Here is a 19,793-nt window from a genome sequence, read left to right as displayed (position 1 = left end):
GGCCAGGCGGCGCGGCTGCCACGTGGCCGGCAGATGCGTTCCCCGAGGCGGCAGACTATTGGCGGAGCATGGGGGAAAACAGCGGCACATAAGGCATTTCTCGTCAAAGGCAGGGGGGCCGGCAGGAACTGGGTGAGCTGCCGGGGCCTGGAGGAGGCCGCTGGATCGGGGGCGGCAATTGTGACAAATGTAAAGGCCGCCTTGGGCAGTTGCGTTGCGAAATATCCGAAATAGATGTCGGCCCTTTCCGGTGCTGGGGTACGCCATTGCCTAGGACGCGCGGCCTGGGAAGGGCAGGTGCTTTCCCCGTGCCTCGGCTCCGGCGCCGGCCTCGTTCCGGCGGGCCGTTAGCGAAAATGGCTTGCGTTGTGGCGCTTTGCGCGGTGACGGAGGAATCCGACGCGGTCCGAGGACGGTGCTTTCGGCGGTATGCCGTGGCGATGTTTTGCGGCATTCCGATATTCGGAAATTCGAATGAAAAATCAAATTCACCTGTCACGGAATTGACATGGGAGATGCGACAAGCATTTCGAATATCAGATGTAAATATTGGTTATTGGGTAATTCCCGGCCATTGCACATAATTCCCAGCAACCGGTGGACGGCCTTCGCCGCGCGCGTGCCCGCGGGCCGCCTGCGGCCAACGGCCAGAGCACGAAGAGACGAGCGGGCGGAAGCACGAAAGGGTGGGAAGATCCGCGCGTCCCGGCACCGGACCCACCACAAACGCCACGCAGGAGGGGAGCCCGTGGACCGATTCGCGCGCCGCACCGAATTCAAGTCGCTGACCGTGCAGGACCTGCTCGAAGCGCGGGACCGCTATCACGTCCACATCGCCAACCTGCCGCACGTGGTGGGCACCGCGGTGGGCCGCTACCGCATCCGCAAGGACGACGACAACGCCAGCGACCCGCGGCTGAGCCACCGCCCGCCGGGCGCGGGCGCCCCGCCCAGGACGCTCGAGAACAGCGTCATCCGGGACTGGTCGTGGCCCGCGGTGCTGGTGTTCGTGGATATGTGGGTTGGCCTCGACACGCTCAGCCGGCATCCGGAGGCCATCGTCCCGCCCCGGCTGTACCTGCCGGACGGGCGCGTGGTGCCCACCTGCGTGGTGCTGGCCTCGCGGCGGCAGGCCGACCTGTCCGCCGGCGCCGGCCTGTCCTTTCCGACCGGTCTCGTCGGCGGCGGTTATCCGATCTTCCGCGACGCGCAGGGCACCACCCTGCGCGGCACCATCGGCGGCATCGTGTCCGACGGCGCGTACTCCTACGCGCTGACCAGCAGCCACGTGGCCGGCGATGCCGGCGAGCGCCTCTACACCTACGACCGCGGCGGCAAGCGCCAGCTCGGCACCGCCGAGGGCCGCATGGCGGGCAAGTACCCGCTGTCCGACCTCTATCCCGGCTTCGCGGGCGTGCAGACGCTGGTCACGCTGGATGCCGGGCTGGTGCTGATCGACGACATCCAGTCGTGGACCTGCCAGGTGCTCGGCGTCGGGCGCATCGGGGCGCCGCTCGACATCAACGCCAACACGCTCGGCCTCGACATCATCGGCTGCCCGGTGTTCGCCCGCGCGGCCGGCGCGGACAAGGGCGGCGCGCGCGGCGAGATACAGGGGCTGTTCTTCCGTTATGCCACGCTCGGCGGCACGGACCACGTGGCCGAGCTGCTGATCGGGCCGCGGGCCGGCGCCGCCTCGGTGGACACGCGCCCGGGCGATTCCGGCAGCCTGTGGTTCTGGGACGAAGCCGCGGACGCGCTGGCGCTCGGCGACGGCAAGGCCGGGGAGGAGGGACCGGGCGCGGAGGACGGGCAGGGCGGGAACGCGCGCACGCGGGCGTACCGCCCGGTCGGCATCCAGTGGGGCGGGCAGGGCTTCTTCGGCGCCGGTGCGCAGCCGGTGGAGTTCGCGCTGGCCAGCACGCTGAGCGCGGTATGCCGCCAGCTCGACGTCGAGATCGTGCGCGACTGGAACGTCGGGCACAGCCAGTACTGGGGCAAGGTCGGCCACTACAAGATCGGCTACGCGGCCTGCTTCATGGCCGGCGCGCCGGAGCTGGCCACGCTGCTCGCCGCGAACGCGCAGCGCATCTCGGTGAGCGACGAGGACGTCAGCGCCGGCAACCTGCCCGGCGCGAGCGACCGCACCGCCTTCGTCGCGCTGGCCGACGTGCCGGACCTGGTGTGGCGCTACACGCGCAAGATGGACGAGGCCAACCACTTCGCGGACATGGACCAGCCCGGCGAGGGCGAATTCGCCGGGCAGACGCTGCTGGCGCTGTGGGCGGCGGACAAGACCTCGCGCACGGCGCAGGCCTGGACCCGCTTCTACGATGCCCTGGCGCCGTCGCCGGCCGACAAGCACCGCGGGGCGCTGCCGTTCCGCGTCAGGCAGCTCTACGAGGCGATGGTCGGCTTCGCCGGCGACGGCGACGTGGCGGGCTACGTCTGCGCCGCCGGCGTGCTGGCCCACTACATCGGCGACGGCTGCCAGCCGCTGCACGTCTCCGAGCTGCACCACGGGCATCCGGGCCACCCGGAGGAGGAAAAGGTCCATTCGGTCTACGAGACCGCGATGCTGGACGCGAACGCGCCCGACCTGGTCGCGCGCATGGCGCGGCAGGCCAGGGGCAAGCGCGTGAAGAAGCGCTTCACCGGCGGCGACGCCGCGGCCGACGCCGTGGTCCAGCTCATGCGGCGCACGATCGCCGCGCTGCCGCCCGAGACGGTGGTGGACTGCTACCTCAGGAACAAGGGGCGCGGCCAGCTCGACGCCATGTGGGCGGAACTCGGCGAGGCGACGATCGCCCGGATGGTCGACGGCGCGCTGACGCTGGCGACCGTCTGGGAGTCCGCGTGGGAGGAGGGCGGCGGCGGGAAGATCGCCAAGTCGCGCCTCAAGGCCGTTCCCAAGGACACGCTGATGCGCCTCTACAACGACCGCGGCTTTGTCGAGTCGCGGTGGCTCAAGGACATGTAGCGCCCGCTTCGCCTCTCCTCGCTTCCCCTCGCTTCCCCTCGCCCGGGCGCCCGCCCGGGTGCCTTCCTTCCCTCCCGCATCGCTTCCCCCGCCTCCCCGGTCCGCCGGACCGCGCCGAAGACGCGCCGGCCCGGCCCGTTCGCGCGCCGCTTTCGGCGCGATAGGTCCGTGCTATGGCGTTTCGATAGTAATTTGCAATCGCCGTATTTGTGACGATAAATTGTACAAATAAAGACCGTCCCCCCAGAATCGGGTCTTCGCTGCAACACGCGGCCATCCACCCCCAAGCCACCCAGGAGCCCTACCCATGCTGCAATCCCGTGAAGGTCAACGCGTCCCCAACGTCTCGTTCCGCGTCCGCGAAAACAATGAATGGAAGACGGTGACCACCGCCGACCTGTTCGAGGGCAAGACCATCGCCCTGTTCTCGCTGCCCGGCGCGTTCACCCCGACCTGTTCGTCGACCCACCTGCCGCGCTACAACGAGCTGGCCCCGGTCTTCGCCAGGCACGGCGTGGACGCGATCCTGTGCGTCTCGGTCAACGACACCTTCGTGATGAACGAATGGGCCAAGGACCAGGAATCGGAAAACATCGTCATGATCCCCGACGGCAACGGCGAGTTCACCGAAGGCATGGGCATGCTGGTCGACAAGACCGACCTCGGCTTCGGCAAGCGCAGCTGGCGCTATTCGATGCTGGTCAAGGACGGCGTGGTCGAGAAGATGTTCATCGAGCCGGAAGAGCCGGGCGACCCGTTCAAGGTCTCGGACGCCGACACCATGCTGAGCTACATCGCCCCGGACGCCAGGAAGCCCGACCAGGTCGTGGTCTTCTCCAAGGTGGGCTGCTCGTTCTGCGCCAAGGCCAAGCAGATGCTGTCCGACAACGGCTACGAGTACATCGACGTGCCGCTCGAGCACAAGGTCCGCGGCAAGGTACTGGGCGCCGTGTCCGGCAACATGACCGCGCCGCAGATCTTCATCAACGGCAGCCTGGTCGGCGGCGCCGAGGCGCTCGAGGCCTACCTCGCGCGCTGAGCGCGCCGGGCGTCCGCGCACGCCCCACGTTTCCAGTTTGACGCTTCACCGCCGCAAGGGCGCGGCACGCCGAGTGCCGCGCCCCCAGTCGGCGGACCCGATGGCGGCACCGGCTGCCGCCATCGGGTCCGCTGATTGAAGCAGACTCCACCAGGAAAGACATCGTCATGACCACCACGCAGAGCGAGCAGACCGTGCAGACCATCCACACCGACGTGGCCGTGATCGGCGCCGGCACCGCCGGCCTGGCCGCGTACCGCGCCGCGCGCGCCGCCGGCAAGCGCGCCGTCATCATCGAAGGCGGCCCCTACGGCACCACCTGTGCCCGCGTGGGCTGCATGCCCTCCAAGCTGCTGATCGCGGCGGCCGAGGCCGCGCACGAGCTGCGCCACACCGCGCCGTTCGGCGTGCACGTGGACGGCGCCATCCGCATCGACGGCCGCGAGGTGATGGACCGCGTCAAGCGCGAGCGCGACCGCTTCGTCGGCTTCGTGGTGCGCAGCGTGGACGGCATTCCCGCCGAGGACAAGATCCGCGGCTACGCCCGCTTCATCGACAACACCGTGCTGGCGGTGGACGGCCACACCACGGTGCGCGCCAGCCGCGTGGTGATCGCCACCGGCTCCAGCCCGATGGTGCCGCCGCCGCTCAAGGCGTTCGGCGACCGCCTGGTGGTCAACGACGACGTGTTCGCGTGGGACGACCTGCCGCGCCGCGTGGCGGTGTTCGGTCCTGGCGTGATCGGCCTCGAGCTGGGCCAGGCCCTGTCGCGCCTGGGCGTGCACGTGCGCGTGTTCGGCCTGCGCGGCGGCGTCGGCCCGCTCACCGATCCGGCCATCAAGGCCAACGCCGTGGCCAGCTTCAGCCAGGAGTTCTACATCGATCCCGATGCGGCGCTGGGCGAGATGCGGCGCGACGGCGACGAGGTGGTGATCAGCTTCACCGGCCTCGACGGCAACCCGGTCACGGAGCGCTTCGACTACGCGCTGGCCGCCACCGGCCGCGTGCCCAACGTGCGCAACCTGGGGCTGGAGAACAGCGGCCTCGAGCTCGACTGGCGCGGCGTGCCGGTGTTCGACCCGGCCACGCTGCAATGTGGCACGGCGCCGGTGTTCATCGCCGGCGACGCCAACGACGTGCTGCCGCTGCTGCACGAAGCGGCCGACGAAGGCAAGGCCGCCGGCGAGAACGCCGCCGCCTATCCCGCGGTGCGCCCGCTGGCGCGCCGCGCGCCGATCGGCGTGGTGTTCTCCGACCCGCAGATCGCGATGGTGGGCCAGCGCCACGCGGACCTCGCGCCGGACAGCTTCGTCACCGGCGAGGTCAGCTTCGAGGACCAGGGCCGCAGCCGCGTGATGCTGAAGAACCGCGGGCTGATGCACGTCTATGCCGACAAGCGCAGCGGGCGCTTCCTCGGCGCCGAATGGACCGGCCCGCGCGCCGAGAACATCGCGCACCTGCTGGCCTGGGCTTACCAGCAGGCGCTCACCGTGGAGCAGATGCTGGCCATGCCGTACTACCACCCGGTGGTGGAAGAGGGCCTGCGCACCGCGCTGCGCGACGCGGCGGCGAAGCTCGCCGCCTAGCCCGCCGCCGCCGATGTCTGCCTCCCGCTGCCCGCCGCGCGGGTTTGCCGGTGCCCGCCCGCGTGGCCGGGGCGGCGCGCCGGCCACGCGGGCACGCGCTCACTTCGGCGCCGTTTTCCCGCGCGCGTCCGGCGCGGCATCGCATGGCGCGAGCGCCCTTCACATTCCTTGACGCACGTGTCCGTTCCAGAGTAGGCGGGCCGCCGGCGAACCCGCCGCGCGGCAGTTGCCCGTTTTGTGGGCAGTCCGATGGGGTCCGCCTGCCAGCGCCGTTTGCGGAGCTTGTCGACAGTGTTATCCACACAAAGTGTGGATAACAGGGAGCGGCCGGGCGTCGGGCGAAAGTCGGAATATGTGAAATCTTAAGGAATTGTCAATAGCGGCAGCCGGCATCGGTACTCGATGCCGGCAACCGGTGCCCGCGGTCAGGGCAGGCAGGCCAGCCGCATCGGCAGCTCGCCGCCCGCGTAGACGGCGCGGATCTCGTGCGCGCCGGGCGGCACGTCGAACGGCCGGGTCAGGGTGCCGGTGGTGATCACGGCGCCGCGGCGCAAGGTGATGCCGCGCTCGGCCGCATGCGCCAGCAGCGCCTGCAATGCTTCGAGCGGATAGATGGCGTCGTCGCCGGCCAGCGGCAGCGCGCGCACCTCGCCGTCGAGCGTCACGCTGGCGCTGGCGCGCACGTCCTCCATGCGCTCGGCGTCGATGCGCGGGCCCAGCACCAGCGCGTGGAAGCCCACGTTGTCGCCGGCAAAGGCCGGCATGCCGACCGCGCCGCGGTCCTCGTAGCGCGACAGCACGACCTCGAAGGCGACCTGCGCGCTGTCGACGAGCGCCGCCAGCGTGGCCGGCGCGAGCGCTTCCGCCTGCGGCGGCACGTCGCGCGCGAGCCGTACCGCGATCTCGAATTCGATGGTGGCCACGGCGCCCGCGGGAACCGTTACGGTGCCGCCCGCGTCCAGGCAGCGCGAGGCGCCGACCTGGCCCGCCAGCGGGCGCGACAGCCCCGCGCGCCGCATGGCGCTGGCGCTGCCCACGCCCAGCTTCCAGCCCGCCACCGGATCGCCGAGGGCGGCGATGAAGCGGTCCTGCACGTCATAGCCCTCGGCCAGCGTGGCGGGCTTGGCCGCGGCGGGCAGGTCGCGCATTTGCGCACCGCGCTGGCAGGCGTCGGCCAGCAGTGCGGCTGCCGCGCCGGGATTGAAGTTCGCGCTCACAGAGTCTTCCTGTCGTTGATGTCGTTTGATGTGGTCGATGTCGTTGCGTTGCGCTCCCGCCGGCACGGGCCGCGCGCTCAGAGGCGGTGCCGCTCCGAGGTGCGCGCCACGATCGACGCCCCCGCGATCAGCTCCTTGAGCAGGGCCTGCGAGGCCAGCCCGCTGGTGCGGTAGGGATCGAGCTCGCCGTGCGCGGAGTATTTCAGGATGGTCGCCATGTTGACCTTGCCCGTGTTGACCAGGCCCATCGCCCAGCCGGCGAACTCGCGCTCGAGGATCTCCTCGTAGTGCAGCAGCACCACGTCCTCATGGCGCGCGTCGCGCGCGATCAGCCGATACAGGCGCGAGACCTCGTTGCGTCCGCCTTCGAGCGCCTGCATGAAGATGCCGTTGCCGTAGCACAGCACGCCGGTGATGCCGTGCTTCGGGTTGTTGGCGACGCTGGTGGCGACGATGTCGTCGACCAGCGCGGGATAGGCCGGCTGGCATGCGCGGCTGGCATAGAGCAGGCGTACGAGCATGATGTCTCCCGTGGTGTCGGTGGTCGGGTCGGTGGCGCGCGCGGCCCGGGCTAGTCCCGGTGCCGGCCCAGCAGGGTCAGGAACTCGCGGCGCAGGCTGTCGTCCTTGAGGAAGGAGCCGCGCATCACGCTGTTGGTCATCTTGGCGTCGGTGTCGCGCACGCCGCGCCAGTGCATGCAGAAGTGCTCGGCCTCCATGACGATGGCCAGCCCGTCCGGGCTCATCTTCTCTTGCAGCAGGTCGGCCACCTGGGTCACGGCCTCTTCCTGGATCTGCGGGCGGCACATGATCCATTCGGCCAGGCGCGCGTACTTCGACAGCCCGATCAGGTTCGAATGCTGGTTGGGCATGACGCCCACCCACAGCTTGCCGATGATCGGGCACAGGTGGTGCGAGCACGCGCTGCGCACGCGCAGCGGGCCCACGATCATCAGCTCGTTGATGCGCTCGGCGTTGGGGAACTCGGTGACGTTGGGCTGGCTGACGTAGCGCCCCGCGAAGATTTCCTTCAGGTACATCTTGGCCACGCGGCGCGCGGTCTCGCGCGTGTTGTGGTCGCTCTCGGTGTCGATCACGAGGCTGCGCAGCACGTCTTCCATGCGCGACTGCACTTCCTCCTGCAGCGCGTCGAGCTCGCCCGGCTCGATGTACGCCGCGATGTTGTCGTTGGCGTGGAAGCGTTCGCGCGCCGCCTGCAGGCGCGACCGTATGCGGGACGACACGCTGTCTGCCGCCTCGTCGCGTTGCGGCGGAGATGCCTGGTGGTCGGATTCCATATCGTGCGGTGGTGATCGAAGGTGAAGGACGGGCGCCGCGCGGTCTCGCGCGGCGCCGGCAAGGCCATATCCTACGCCGTTCCGCGCGCCGGGGTGCGCCGCGCGCAACAGCGCGCGGCGGGGCGGCGGCGCCGCACGGCAAACGAGGGCGGCGCGGGGCCGGGCGCGCGCCGCGCTAGAGCGCGGCCTGCATCACCGTGGCGCAGGACGGGCAGGCCTCGCGCAGCGAGATGGCGTCGCGCAGTTCCTGCGGCATGCAGGCGCGCTCGATCCGCTCGAAGCCCAGCCGCGCGAAATAGCCGGCCGCGGTGGTGGTCTGCAGCACCACCGACTGCGCGCCGCGCGTGCGCGCCTCGGCCAGCATCGCGGCCACCAGCAGTTCGCCGAGCCCGGCCGAGCGCGCGCGCCCGGCCACGGCCACCGAGCGCAGCACCGCCACCTGCCCGTGATTCTCCACGCCGGCGCAGCCAAGCAGGCCCGCGTTGTCGCGGACCACTAGAAAGTTGTCGATCTGGCTCGCCACGCCGTCGAGCGGCAGGCCGCAGGCCGCCAGCAGATCCAGCACGTCCTGGCAATCCTTTTCCGTTGCATTGTGCGGGCGCATCATGCCCTCCTGTACTTCGGGCTGTCCTCCCTATCTTAAATTCAGACCACTCTCATCGTGCCTAGGGAAACTTCTTAAGTAGATTCGCGTATCGCGTTTTCGCCACCAGCGTGTGGCGGGGTGTCCCGCCGCGCCACCGGGGCGGGGCCGCGCGTGTGCCGCCGCGTGCCCTGCGCAGCCTGCGCGCGGTCGGGGCCGGTGCAAATCCGCTACCATTGCCCGCAGGCAGGACGCCCCGCGCGCACCCGGCGCGCCCGCGTCCGCCAGGGAACCCGCCGCGGTTCCGGGGAGCGACCCGCATGACCTCACCATCCCCTTCGCTGCTGCGCGCGCGCCGCGCGGGCGCCTTGACGACCGGCGAGCTGGGCAGGCGCGCGGCCCGCTCGCCCGACTACGCGGCGGAGTGCGTGGCGCTGCGCCGCCTGGCGCGCGCGCTGGTGTCCTCCGACCTTGCGCTGCTGCAATCGCTGGCCGATTCCGCGCTGCAACTATGCGGCGCGGGCAGCGCCGGCATCAGCCTGCCAGAGACCGAGGGCGACGGCACCGCGGCGCTGCGCTGGACCGCCACCGCGGGCCTCGCCGCCGCCGTGGCCGGCCATGCCGTGCCCTGCGACGACAGCCCTTCCGGCATCACGCTGGAACTGGGCAGCGCGCAGCTGTTCGCTTATCCGCAGCGGTATTTTTCGTGCCTGCCCGCGCTCGCGCCGGAGATGGTCGAGGAGCTGGTCGTGCCGATTCCCGGCGACGGCGAGCCGTGGGGCACCATCTGGGTCGCGGCCCACGCGCCGGGGCGCCGTTTCGACGAGGAAGACGGCCGGCTGCTGGACAGCCTTGCCAGCTTCGCCGGCGCGGTGCTGAGCATGTCGCGCAGCAAGGATGCCGCCATCGCCGAGGCGGCGCAGGCCAAGGCCGCGCGCGAGGCGCTGCAACTGTCGGACACGCGCAAGGACGAGTTCCTCGCCATGCTCGGGCACGAGCTGCGCAATCCCATCGCCGCCATCGACAGCGCGATCAAGGCCGGCCGCCGGCTCGCGGCGCAGCAGCAGTCCGCGGCCGGCATGCTCGACATCGCCGAGCGCCAGATGCGCCAGCTCAAGCGGCTCACCGACGACCTGCTCGACGCCTCGCGCATCAAGCAGGGCAAGATTCCGATCGTGCGCACCCGGGCCGGCATGCAGGACATCGTGGCCGACGCGCTGGCCGCGGTGGCGGCCGACATCGAATGGCACGGCAACGTGCTCACGACCGACCTGCCCGATGCGCCGGTGACGGTCCATGCCGACGCGGCGCGGCTCACGCAGGTCGTGACCAACCTCTTGTCCAACGCGATCCGGTACACGCCGCGCGGCGGCGCGATAGATCTGTCGGTGCGGGTCGAGCCGGCGCAGGCAGCGGCAGTGGCAGAGACGGCAGAGACGGAGGACGCGCAGGCCGGGGCCGCCGGCTGCTTCGACATGCTGGTGATCACCGTCAAGGATAACGGCATCGGCATCGAGCCGGCCGACCTGCCCAACGTGCTCGACATGTTCAGCCAGTTCGCGGGCGACGCCCACGGCGGCGGGCTCGGCGTGGGGCTGGCGATCGTCAAGCGCATGGTCGAGCTGCACCACGGCACGGTCGCCGTGCGCAGCGAAGGCAAGGGGCTCGGCACCGAGGTGCAGGCGCGGCTGCCGGTGGTGTGCGCGGCCGCGGCCGGGGTGCCCGCCGCGCGCGGCGCGCTGGCGCCGCTGCGCATCCTGCTGGTCGACGACAACGCCGAAGGCCTGAGCGCGCTGGGCACGCTGCTCGAGCTCGACGGCCACGAGGTCAGGCTGGCGGTCAGCGGCGAGGACGCGCTCGCCATCGCGGCCGGCTGCGCGCCCGGGCTGGCGCCCGACCTCGCGCTGATCGACATCGGCCTGCCCGGCATGGACGGCTTCGCGCTCGCGCGGCGCCTGCGCGAGCTGCCGGCGTTCGCGCGCACGCGGCTGATCGCGCTGAGCGGCTACGCCTCGGAGGCCGACCGCGCCCGCGGCGCGGCGGCCGGCTTCGATTTCCACCTGGCCAAGCCGCTCGCGATGGAAGCGCTGGCGGACCTGCTGGGCCAGCCCTGACCTTGATGCGGGCGCGGGCGATGGCCTGTAGGACACCCGCCGCCGCGAATCAGCCAGCGCCCTACGGCAGTGCCGTGGCGGCCTCTCCATACTGAAGGCACGCCCACATCACCTGCTGCCGATGCTTGCTTATCTTCTGCTCACCCTGGCAGGCCTCGGGATCATCGCCATCATCATCTGCCTGACGAAATGATCCCGCCGCGGTCCTGACCGTCCGTCACCACAGCAGGCAGGCCAGCGCGGGCACCAGCGCCACCGGCATCACCAGCGCGCCCAGGCGCAGGAATTGCCCCGCGCCCACGTTCTGGCCCTCGCGCCGCAGCGCGGTCAGCCACAGCAGCGTGGCCAGCGAGCCGGTGACGGACAGGTTGGGCCCGAGGTCGATGCCGATCAGCACCGCGCTGGCGACGCCGGTGCCGGCATGGCCCGCCGCCAGCGCGGACGAGGCGATCAGCCCGGCCGGCAGGTTGTTGACCACGTTGGCGGCCAGCGCCACCACCGCGCCCGGCAGCCACGTGCCGGCCGCGGGCGCGTGCCGCGCCAGCGCCTGCATGGTGGCCGCCAGTTGCGCGATCACGCCGGTCTTCTCCAGTCCCGCCACCAGCACGAACAGGCCCGCCACCAGCGGCAGCACGCCCCAGGAAATCTCGCGCAGCGCCGGCATGCACAGGGCGGGCCGGCGCGCGCACACCAGCGCCAGCGTGGCCACGCCGGCCAGGCAGGTCGGCCAGCCGAGATCGGCGCCGAGCAGCGACGCGGCCAGCAGCACCACGCCCATGACCACGATGCCGGCCGCGGTGAGCCGGGCCTCGGGCGACAGCGGCGGCACCGGCACCTCGGTGGCGATGCGCTCGGCGAGCGCGTGGCGCTGGGTCCAGTACAAGGCGGCGAAGGTGGCGGCGATCGCCAGCGCCGAGGGCAGCGCGAAGCGCGCCAGCCAGCCCGCGAGCGTGGGCATGTGCTCGCCGAACACCACCAGGTTGGCGGGGTTCGAGACCGGCAGCACGAAGCTCGCGGCATTGGCGATGAAGGCGCAGCTGTACAGGTAGGGCAGCGGGTGCCTGACGCGCGCGGCGCGCGTGGCCGCGAGCACGGCGGGCGTGAGCACCACCGCGGTGGCGTCGTTCGACATGAACACCGTGACCAGCGTGCCGATGCCGTAGACCAGCACGAACAGGCGCCGCGCCGAGCCGCGCGCGCTGCGCACCGCGAGCGCCGCCACGTGGTCGAACAGCCCGGTCTTGCGCGCCAGTTCGGCCGCCAGCATCATGCCGCCCAGGAACAGGTAGACGTCGTAGCCGCGCGCTACGGCGGCCAGCGCGTCGGGCACGGCCAGCAGGCCGGTCACGCACAGCAGCAGTGCGCCGGCCACGGCCCAGAAGGCCTCGGGCAGGCGGAACGGCCGCGTGATCACGCCGACCGTGGCCGCGGCGGCCACGGCCCAGATCAGCAGGCCGTTGTAGGGGGACAGGCTTGTCGGCATCGAAGAGGGGCGAGCGGGTCGGTGTGGCCGGCGGCGTGGGCGCGCGGCGGGGCGGTGGTCAGGTGCTCGGCTGCGGCGCGCGCGGCGCGGTCGCCGCCGGCGTGGCCGGCGAGGCGGCCTTGAGCGGGTCGGCGGGCGCGCCGAAGGGCGCTCCGGGCACGCCGGGCGCGGCCATGCCGTCCTGCTGCGCGTCGGCGGCGGGGTCCGGCGCCGACGCGGGCGGCGGGAAGCCGAGCGAGGCGATGCCGTGGCTGCCGTCGGCGTATTCCGGATAGAGCCAGTCGTCGCCGCTGCGCACCAGGTCGGCGGGCGTGGCGAGCGCTTCCTCGGGCTGGCCGGCGAGGCGGCCCTCCATGTACGAGGCCCAGATCGGCAGCGCCGTGGTGGCGCCGAATTCGTGGCGGCCCAGCGTGCGGTTGTCGTCGAAGCCCATCCACGCCACCGTGACGACGCCGGCCGCGTAGCCGGCGAACCAGCCGTCCACCGAGTCGTTGGTGGTGCCGGTCTTGCCCGCCACGTCGGCGCGGTGCAGGTAGCGCTGCAGGCCGGCGCCGGTGCCGCTGGTCACGACGCTGCGCAGCAGGTTGTTCATGACGTAGGCGTTGCGCGCGGGGATCACGCGGCGCGGCTGCGGCTCGCTGGCCGCGCTGAACAGCACGTTGCCGGTGCCGTCGCTGATGCGGTCGATCAGGTAGGGCTCGGTGCGGTAGCCCTCGCTGGCGAACACGCCGTAGGCGGCGGCCAGCCGCAGCGGCGTGGTGGTGCCGGTGCCCAGCGCCATCGGCAGATAGCGCGGCAACTGCTGCTCGGCGAAGCCGAACTTGCCGGCGTAGTCCACCGCGTAGGGAATGCCGATGGCCTGCAGCGTGCGGATGGCCGGCAGGTTGCGCGACTCGGCCAGCGCCTGGCGCAGGCTCACCGCGCCCAGGAACCTGCCGTCGTCGTTGCCGGGCTGCCAGCGCGACGACGCATCGAGCGGCGCGTCGTTGATGATGGTGTTGGACGACAGGCCGCGCTCGAGCGCGGCCGAATAGATGAACGGCTTGAAGGTCGAGCCCGGCTGGCGCTCGGCCTGGGTGGCGTGGTTGAAGCGGCTGGTGCCGAAGTCGGCGCCGCCGATCATGGCCTCGATGGCGCCGGTCCTGCTGTCGAGCGAGACCAGCGCGGCCTGCGGCGGCTGCGCGCCGGCGTGGCGCCGGCCGTACTGGTCGAGGCCGGCGTGCACGGCCTCGTAGGCCAGGCTCTGGCGCACCGACGACACCGTGGTGTAGACGTTCAGCCCGCGCGTGTAGGCCTCGTCGCCGAAGCGCTCGTAGGCAAGCTGGCGCGCCAGCTCGGCCACGTACTCGGCGTGGCCGTCGAAGCGGCCGTTGCGCCCGCCCGTCACCTGCAGCGTTTCCTGGCGGGCCGCCTGATATTGCTCGTGCGTGATCATGCCCAGCGCCTGCATGCGCCCGAGTACGTACTGCTGGCGCAGCTTGGCGCGCTGGAAGTTGGCCACCGGGTTCATGGTCGAGGGCGCCTTGGGCAGGCCCGCGAGCATCGCCGTCTCGGCCAGCGAGAGCGCGTCCAGCGGCTTGCCGAAATACGCCTGCGCGGCGCTGCCGAAGCCGTAGGCATGCTCGCCCAGGTAGACCTGGTTCATGTACAGCTCGAGGATGCGGTCCTTGGGCAGCGAGTGGTCGATCTTCCAGGCCAGCAGGATCTCGTACCACTTGCGCGACAGCGTCTTCTCGCGCGAGAGGTAGAAGTTGCGCGCCACCTGCATGGTGATGGTGGAGGCGCCCTGCGCGTAGCCCTCGCCGATGTTGGCCAGCGCGGCGCGGAAGATGCCGGGGATGTCCACGCCGGCATGCTGGTAGAACTGGTCGTCCTCGGCCGCCAGCAGCGCGCCCGACATCAGGCGCGGCATGCGCTCGAGCGGGACGAAATCGCGGTGCTCGGTGCCGAATTCGCCAATCAGGACGTTGTCGCTGGTGAAGATGCGCAGCGGCAGGTCGGGACGGTAGTCGCGCAGGGCGTCGACGTCGGGAAGCTGGCGCAGGCTCACCACGGCGGCGAACCCGGCAAGCAGGGTGGAGGCGGCGGCCAGCGCCAAAGTGGCGATGGCTGCCTTTGCTACGACTCGTTTCATGCGCGCATTCTACCTTGGCGCCCACGCCGGCATGCCGCGCAGGTCCGGGGTTTCGTCGTCGTCGGCCGCCAGCGGCGCCGGGCGCTCGCCCGGCAGGCCCACCTGCTGCGCGAATGCCGCCAGCGCCCGCCAGGTCTCGGCCCGCTCGATGATGGTGAAATGATCGGTGCCCGGCACCGTTTCCTGCGCCACCGGCATCGGCCACGCGGCCATCAGGCGCTCCGAGCAGGCGTGCGGCACCACGTCGTCGCTTTCGGCCAGCAGCACCTTGGTGCTCTGCACCACCTTCTTGCAATGGGAGATGGAATCGAAGTGGTGGCGCATCAATTGCCGCAGCGGCACCAGCGGAAAGCGCTTGCGCACGATCTCCAGCAGCGAATCGTAGGGCGTGATCAACTGCAGGCTTTCGAAATCCTGCAGGTCCGCAAGCTGGATGGCCACGCCGGTGCCCAGGCTGCGCCCGACCACATGCACGCGCGTGCCGGGAAAGACGCGGCGCAGGTGCAGCAGGAACTGGCTCGCGTCGGCCACGGCGGCGGCCTCGGACGGCGCGCCGTCCGAATGGCCCACGCCGCGGTAGTCCAGCGTGGCGAAACCCACCCCCGGCGGCAGCCACGCCAGGTATTGCATGGTGACGAGGACGTCCTCACCGCGCCCGGGCAGGTAGAACAGCAGGTCGCGCGCGGTTTCGCGCGCGGTTTCCTGCGCCATTTCCTGTGCCATTTCCCGTGCCAGCGTCCGCTCGCCGTCCGGCGCCGGTGGCGCGCCGTACACATAACCGCGCAGCAGGCCGCCGGGCACCTCGTGCGAATAGGCGGCGACGCCGGCGGGCAGCGCGCGCGGCGGCCGGCGGCGCGCGTCGAACAGCAGCCGGCCCTGGTTCACCGTGAGATAGGTCCAGTAGAAGGTGAAGCCGCCCGCCGTGAGCAGGGCGGCGGCGAGCGTCTTGCGGGAAAGGGATGACGACATGCTCGGTTCGCGAAATTATCCGGCGCCGCCGGGGGACGGCGCGCAGGCCCGCGGCATTGCGCGCGGCCACGGCTTCGACCGGGCCGGGCCCCGCCGAGTTCTTGCGCGCCCGGTTCCCGCGCGTCTTCTTGTACGATACGGCCACACATCAACGGCGGCCCGTGCGGCCGCGCACGGAGCCAGTCCCATGAGCGAGCAGAACGACCCGGCCCAGGCCGGCCAGAAACGCACCGAGGAAGCGCAGGCGATGGAGCGCGTGGTCGGCGCCACGCGGCAGGTGCAGGTGGCCTTCACGGCGCTGCAAGGGCAGTTCCCGCCACAAGGCACCGGCAATCCCTCCAAGATGGCGCTGACCACCTTCGACGCCGCGCTGCAGGCGCTCGAAGACGCGCAGGCCGCGTTCGACGACCTGCTCAACGACCTGCTCGACGGCAAGCGCTAGCCCGGCTCAGTGCGCCGGGTAGGACGCGACTTCGATCAGGTTGCCGTCCGGATCGCGGCAGTAGACCGACGTCATCGGCCCCAGCGCGCCGGTGCGGTGCACCGGCCCGGCCTCCACCGGCACGTGGTGCGCCAGCCAGTGCGCGATCACGCTCTCGGGCGAATTGCGCGTGATGAAGCACAGGTCGTCGCTGCCGGAGGTGGGACGCGCGCCCGTGAACCACGCCACGGTGTCGGTGCCGAGCGGGCGCAGGTTGATCTTCTGCTGGCCGAAGCGCAGCGAGACCCGCTTGCCGGTGCGCGAGTCGAAATCCTCGCGCGTCATGCCGAGCACGCTTTCGTACCACGCGGCGCTGGCCTCGACGTCCTTCACGTTGAGGACGATGTGGTCGAAGCGGTCTATCACGATGCTCATCATGTGCCTCTCGAAAGCGCGCGCGCCACGGGCGCGGCGGTAGCGGGGAAAGCACGTACTTTACACCCGGCCCGCGGCCGGCGCCGGCGCGCTGGCCCGGCCCCGGCCGCTTGTGATAAGGTTTCGCGGCAAGGCTGCCATGCGCGCCGGTCGCGCGCATCGAGACGGCCAGACCCGGCTAGGCCGGGATCCAGAACAGGAGACCAGCCGCCATGAGCAGCCCGCTTGCCCGCCACGCCGCGGCACCATCCGACGACCAGGAGCGCGCCTCCCTGCTGGCCCGCGCGCACGCGCGCTCGCTCGGCTTCGGCCTCGAAGCCGCCCACGCGGGGGACTTCCATCCGCTGCCGCAGCGCGCGCTGCACGAACTGGTCGACGCCAGCCAGATGCTGTACAAGCACGCGCTGCCGGTGATGGAAACGCTTCATGCGCAGATCGCCGGCACCGACAGCATGGTGCTGCTCACCGACAGCGGCGGCGTGATCCTGCACAGCCTCGGCGACAGCGAGTTCGCCGAGCGCGCCCGGCGCGTGGCGCTGGCGCCGGGCGTGTCGTGGGCGGAGTCGAGCAAGGGCACCAACGCCATCGGCACCGCGCTGGCCGAGGCCCGCCCCGCCGTGGTCCACGCCGGCGAGCATTTCCTGCGCGCCAACCGGCTGCTGACCTGCTCGTGCGCGCCCATCGCCGGGCCCCACGGCGAGATCCTCGGCGCGCTCGACGTCAGCGGCGACCACCGCGGCTTCCACAAGCACACGATGGCGCTGGTGCGGATGTCGGCGCAGATGATCGAGAACCACCTGTTCGCCACGCATTTCACCGAAGGCGCGCTGGTGCGCTTCCATGCCAGGCCGGAGTTCGTCGGCACGCTGTTCGAAGGCATGGCCGCGTTCGCGCCCGACGGCACCTTCCTCGCCGCCAACCGCAGCGGGCTGTTCCAGCTAGGGCTGTCGCCGGGCATGCTGGACCGGCAGGACTTCGCCACGCTGTTCGGCATGCCGCTGGGCGCCGCGCTGCAGCGCGGCGGCGCGGACAGCGGGCAGTTGCTCACCCTCACGCTGCCGAGCCGCGTGCACGTATTCGCGCGCACCGCGCCGCTGCTGCCCGCGCGCCGCGCGGCGGCGCCCGCCGCGCCGCCGCGCCAGGCCTCGCCGCTGGCCGCGCTGGACACCGGCGACGCGCGCATGGCCGCCGTGCTGCAGCGCGTGGAGAAGGTGCGCGGGCGCGACATCCCGATCCTGATCCTCGGCCGCACCGGCACCGGCAAGGAATGGCTGGCGCGCGCCATCCACCGCGCCTCGCCGCGCGGCGAGGCGCCGTTCGTGGCGGTCAACTGCGCGTCGATTCCCGAATCGCTGATCGAGGCGGAACTGTTCGGCTACGAGGACGGCGCCTTCACCGGCGCGCGCCGGCGCGGCAGCCCCGGCAAGCTGGTGCAGGCGCACGGCGGCACGCTGTTCCTCGACGAGATCGGCGACATGCCGCTGGCGCAGCAGGTGCGGCTCATGCGCGTGCTGCAGGAGCGCGCGGTCACGCCGCTGGGTGCCGCGCGCGCGGTCCCGGTGGACCTGCGCATTATCTGCGCCACCCACCGCGACCTGCGCGCGATGATCGCCGCCGGCACCTTCCGCGAAGACCTCTACTACCGCATCAACGCGCTGGCGGTCACGCTGCCGGCGCTGCGCGAGCGCACCGATCTGCCGGTGCTGGTGGCGCGCATCCTGGCGCAGCAGCTCGCGCCGTGCGAGGCCGCGCACGGCGGCGGCGCGCATCCACTGCGCGTGTCGGGCGAGGTGATGGCGCGCTTCCAGCGCCATCCGTGGCCGGGCAACCTGCGGCAGATGGTCAACGTGCTGCGCACCGCCGCGATCATGGCCGAAGGCGAGGCCGAGATCGGGCTGGCGCATCTGCCGGAGGATTTCCTCGACGAGCCGGGCGCGGCTGCCCCGCTCGCCACGCCCTCCGCGCCCGCCGCGCCGTGCGGCGCGGCCGCCCCGCTGCGCGATGCCGAGGCCGGCCTGATCCGCCAGGCGCTGGCCCGGCATGCCGGCAACGTCAGCCTGGCCGCGCGCGAGCTTGGGGTGTCGCGCAACACCATCTACCGAAGGCTGAAGCAGGGCGGCTAGGATCCTCGGCAAGATCCTGGCCCGGAAGTTGGTTTTTCTTCGGGCTGGCGGCCATCGCGTCCGTCGCCCGGATTGCGGGTACGCCGCCGGCCATCAGCCGCCCGTCAGCCGGCCGCCACCTCGCCGAGCACCGCGTCCAGCGTGTCCGCCAGCAGGTCCGCCTGCGCGGCGCTGAACACCATCGGCGGCCGGATCTTGAGGATGCTGGCGTGCGGGCCGGTGGTGCCGACCAGCACGCCGCGCCGCCGCAGTTCGTTGACGACGCGCGCGGCCAGCGCGGTGGCGGGCGTCTTGCGCGCGTCCGCGACCAGCTCCACGCCGACGAACAGCCCCGCGCCGCGCACTTCGCCGACCGGCGCATGGCGCCGCGCGAGCTGGCGCAGCCGGCCGCGCAGGTGCTCGCCCACGCGCCGCACGCTGGCGCCCAGCTGCTCGCGCTCGATCACGTCCAGCACCGCCATGCCCGACGCCACCGCCACCGGGTTGCCGCCGAAGGTGTTGAAGTAGCGGCACCGGCGGCCGAACGCGGCCAGCACCTCGGGGCGCGCGGCCAGGCCGGCCAGCGGGTGGCCGTTGCCCATCGGCTTGCCCACGGTGACGATGTCGGGCACCAGGCCGTGGCGCTGGAAGCCCCAGAAATGATCGCCGGTGCGGCCCAGCCCGGGCTGCACCTCGTCGGCGATGAAGATGCCGCCGGCGGCGCGCACGGCCGCCACGGCCTCGGCCAGGAAGCCGGGCGGGTCGGTGAAGATGCCGTCGCTGGAGAACACCGTGTCGACCAGCAGGGCGGCGGGGCGCATGCCGTGGGCGCGCAGGTCCCCGATGGCCGCGCGCACGCCGTCGGCGAAGGCCGCGCCGATCTGCCCGGGCGTGCCGCGGTAGCTGTCCGGCGCGGGCACCGTGCGCACGCGCTCGCCCAGCGTGACGTATTGCCCGAGCGAGGGCGACGCCTCGGCGAGCGCCTCGGTCACGCCGTGATAGGCGAAGCGCGTGACGATCAGCCCTTCGTGGCCGGTGTGGGCGCGCGCGATGCGCATGGCCAGGTCGTTGGCCTCGCTGCCGGTGCAGGTGAACATGGCGTGGCCGAGCGCGTCCGGCATGGTGGACAGCAGGCGCTCGGCGTAGTCGAGGATGCCGTCGTGCAGGTAGCGCGTGTGCGTGTTCAGCACGGCCGCCTGGCGCGCGATGGCTTCCACCACGTGCGGATGGCAGTGGCCGACCGCGGCCACGTTGTTGTAGGCGTCCAGGTAGCGCCGGCCCGCGGCGTCGTACAGCCAGGCGCCTTCGCCGCGCACCACGTGCAGCGGCTCCTCGTAGAACAGGCGGTAGGCCGGCCCGAGCACGCGCGCGCGGCGTGCCAGCAGGGCGGCGGTGCCGGGGTCGGCCGGGGCGATGGTCATCTCGTTCCTTGT

The 19,793-nt window shown here is 71.8% G+C and carries 15 protein-coding genes; 6 read left to right on the top strand and 9 right to left on the bottom strand.

Going from position 1 to position 19,793, the window contains the following annotated elements:
* The first annotated feature begins 748 nt into the window (after positions 1-748).
* From KF708C_RS25930 to KF708C_RS25920, 3 genes are all read left to right on the top strand, one after another.
* The gene (locus KF708C_RS25930; protein ID WP_059413836.1) at positions 749-2,980 is read left to right on the top strand and encodes a hypothetical protein; all 2,232 of its coding nucleotides are present in this window, start codon (positions 749-751) and stop codon (positions 2,978-2,980) included.
* A gap of 307 nt (positions 2,981-3,287) precedes the next feature.
* A complete protein-coding gene (locus KF708C_RS25925) occupies positions 3,288-4,019 on the top strand; it encodes a glutathione peroxidase (RefSeq protein ID WP_059413834.1) in 732 nt (243 codons plus the stop codon).
* 194 nt (positions 4,020-4,213) lie between these two features.
* Positions 4,214-5,605 (top strand): dihydrolipoyl dehydrogenase, encoded by a 1,392-nt coding sequence (locus KF708C_RS25920; protein WP_197090430.1) that lies wholly within the window; start codon positions 4,214-4,216, stop codon positions 5,603-5,605.
* Positions 5,606-6,030: 425 nt separating this feature from the next.
* Here KF708C_RS25920 and KF708C_RS25915 read toward each other — a convergent pair whose 3' ends face one another.
* The 4 genes from KF708C_RS25915 to arsN2 all read right to left on the bottom strand — a co-directional run bounded on the left by KF708C_RS25915 (position 6,031) and on the right by arsN2 (position 8,726).
* On the bottom strand, positions 6,031-6,822 hold the full coding sequence (locus KF708C_RS25915) for a fumarylacetoacetate hydrolase family protein (protein ID WP_020204074.1): 792 nt from the start codon (positions 6,820-6,822) through the stop codon (positions 6,031-6,033).
* A gap of 77 nt (positions 6,823-6,899) precedes the next feature.
* Positions 6,900-7,343, bottom strand: coding sequence for a BLUF domain-containing protein (locus KF708C_RS25910; RefSeq protein WP_059413830.1), 444 nt, complete (start codon positions 7,341-7,343; stop codon positions 6,900-6,902).
* Positions 7,344-7,393: 50 nt separating this feature from the next.
* On the bottom strand, positions 7,394-8,119 hold the full coding sequence (gene folE / locus KF708C_RS25905; protein ID WP_020204072.1) for a GTP cyclohydrolase I: 726 nt from the start codon (positions 8,117-8,119) through the stop codon (positions 7,394-7,396).
* 175 nt (positions 8,120-8,294) lie between these two features.
* Complete coding sequence (gene arsN2 / locus KF708C_RS25900) at positions 8,295-8,726, bottom strand: arsenic resistance N-acetyltransferase ArsN2 (RefSeq protein ID WP_082079871.1); 432 nt, start codon at positions 8,724-8,726, stop codon at positions 8,295-8,297.
* A gap of 296 nt (positions 8,727-9,022) precedes the next feature.
* On the opposite strand from arsN2, the gene KF708C_RS25895 reads away from it, so the two are divergent.
* Positions 9,023-10,816: a hybrid sensor histidine kinase/response regulator gene (locus tag KF708C_RS25895; RefSeq protein ID WP_059413828.1), complete on the top strand. Its 1,794-nt coding sequence runs from the start codon at positions 9,023-9,025 to the stop codon at positions 10,814-10,816.
* Positions 10,817-11,033: 217 nt separating this feature from the next.
* On the opposite strand, the gene KF708C_RS25890 is transcribed toward KF708C_RS25895, so the two are convergent.
* The 3 genes from KF708C_RS25890 to KF708C_RS25880 are packed head-to-tail and all read right to left on the bottom strand — an operon-like array spanning position 11,034 to position 15,402.
* Positions 11,034-12,299 carry an arsenic transporter gene (locus tag KF708C_RS25890; RefSeq protein ID WP_059413826.1) on the bottom strand — a complete coding sequence of 422 codons (1,266 nt, stop codon included), beginning with the start codon at positions 12,297-12,299 and terminating at the stop codon, positions 11,034-11,036.
* A gap of 58 nt (positions 12,300-12,357) precedes the next feature.
* Complete coding sequence (locus KF708C_RS25885; RefSeq protein ID WP_059413824.1) at positions 12,358-14,433, bottom strand: penicillin-binding protein 1A; 2,076 nt, start codon at positions 14,431-14,433, stop codon at positions 12,358-12,360.
* 9 nt (positions 14,434-14,442) lie between these two features.
* The gene (locus KF708C_RS25880; RefSeq protein ID WP_059413822.1) at positions 14,443-15,402 is read right to left on the bottom strand and encodes an alpha/beta hydrolase; all 960 of its coding nucleotides are present in this window, start codon (positions 15,400-15,402) and stop codon (positions 14,443-14,445) included.
* A 187-nt stretch (positions 15,403-15,589) separates the two neighbouring features.
* On the opposite strand from KF708C_RS25880, the gene KF708C_RS25875 reads away from it, so the two are divergent.
* A complete protein-coding gene (locus tag KF708C_RS25875) occupies positions 15,590-15,844 on the top strand; it encodes a hypothetical protein (RefSeq protein ID WP_059413819.1) in 255 nt (84 codons plus the stop codon).
* A gap of 6 nt (positions 15,845-15,850) precedes the next feature.
* Here KF708C_RS25875 and KF708C_RS25870 read toward each other — a convergent pair whose 3' ends face one another.
* Entirely contained in the window at positions 15,851-16,258 is a 408-nt protein-coding gene (locus tag KF708C_RS25870; RefSeq protein WP_029043832.1) for a VOC family protein, read from the bottom strand.
* A 212-nt stretch (positions 16,259-16,470) separates the two neighbouring features.
* Between KF708C_RS25870 and KF708C_RS25865 the strand changes: the two genes are divergently transcribed.
* Complete coding sequence (locus KF708C_RS25865; protein WP_059413817.1) at positions 16,471-18,381, top strand: sigma-54-dependent Fis family transcriptional regulator; 1,911 nt, start codon at positions 16,471-16,473, stop codon at positions 18,379-18,381.
* A gap of 104 nt (positions 18,382-18,485) precedes the next feature.
* Here KF708C_RS25865 and KF708C_RS25860 read toward each other — a convergent pair whose 3' ends face one another.
* Complete coding sequence (locus KF708C_RS25860) at positions 18,486-19,781, bottom strand: aspartate aminotransferase family protein (protein WP_059413815.1); 1,296 nt, start codon at positions 19,779-19,781, stop codon at positions 18,486-18,488.
* Positions 19,782-19,793 lie beyond the last annotated feature (12 nt).

The organism is Cupriavidus basilensis (assembly GCF_000876015.1).
In the GTDB taxonomy this organism is placed as follows: domain Bacteria; phylum Pseudomonadota; class Gammaproteobacteria; order Burkholderiales; family Burkholderiaceae; genus Cupriavidus; species Cupriavidus basilensis_B.
The sequence above is the reverse complement of the archived record's forward strand: the minus strand, read 5'-3'. Positions and strand labels throughout refer to the sequence as shown.

Bases quoted from the DNA above. Each gene is read 5' to 3' on its own strand.
- KF708C_RS25875 (WP_059413819.1), top strand. From the start codon at position 15,590: ATGAGCGAGCAGAACGACCCGGCCCAGGCCGGCCAGAAACGCACCGAG.
- KF708C_RS25925 (WP_059413834.1), top strand. From the start codon at position 3,288: ATGCTGCAATCCCGTGAAGGTCAACGCGTCCCCAACGTCTCGTTCCGC.
- KF708C_RS25890 (WP_059413826.1), bottom strand. From the start codon at position 12,299: ATGCCGACAAGCCTGTCCCCCTACAACGGCCTGCTGATCTGGGCCGTG.
- KF708C_RS25860 (WP_059413815.1), bottom strand. From the start codon at position 19,781: ATGACCATCGCCCCGGCCGACCCCGGCACCGCCGCCCTGCTGGCACGC.
- KF708C_RS25895 (WP_059413828.1), top strand. From the start codon at position 9,023: ATGACCTCACCATCCCCTTCGCTGCTGCGCGCGCGCCGCGCGGGCGCC.
- KF708C_RS25885 (WP_059413824.1), bottom strand. From the start codon at position 14,433: ATGAAACGAGTCGTAGCAAAGGCAGCCATCGCCACTTTGGCGCTGGCC.
- KF708C_RS25870 (WP_029043832.1), bottom strand. From the start codon at position 16,258: ATGAGCATCGTGATAGACCGCTTCGACCACATCGTCCTCAACGTGAAG.
- KF708C_RS25880 (WP_059413822.1), bottom strand. From the start codon at position 15,402: ATGTCGTCATCCCTTTCCCGCAAGACGCTCGCCGCCGCCCTGCTCACG.
- folE (WP_020204072.1), bottom strand. From the start codon at position 8,119: ATGGAATCCGACCACCAGGCATCTCCGCCGCAACGCGACGAGGCGGCA.
- KF708C_RS25865 (WP_059413817.1), top strand. From the start codon at position 16,471: ATGAGCAGCCCGCTTGCCCGCCACGCCGCGGCACCATCCGACGACCAG.
- arsN2 (WP_082079871.1), bottom strand. From the start codon at position 8,726: ATGATGCGCCCGCACAATGCAACGGAAAAGGATTGCCAGGACGTGCTG.
- KF708C_RS25910 (WP_059413830.1), bottom strand. From the start codon at position 7,343: ATGCTCGTACGCCTGCTCTATGCCAGCCGCGCATGCCAGCCGGCCTAT.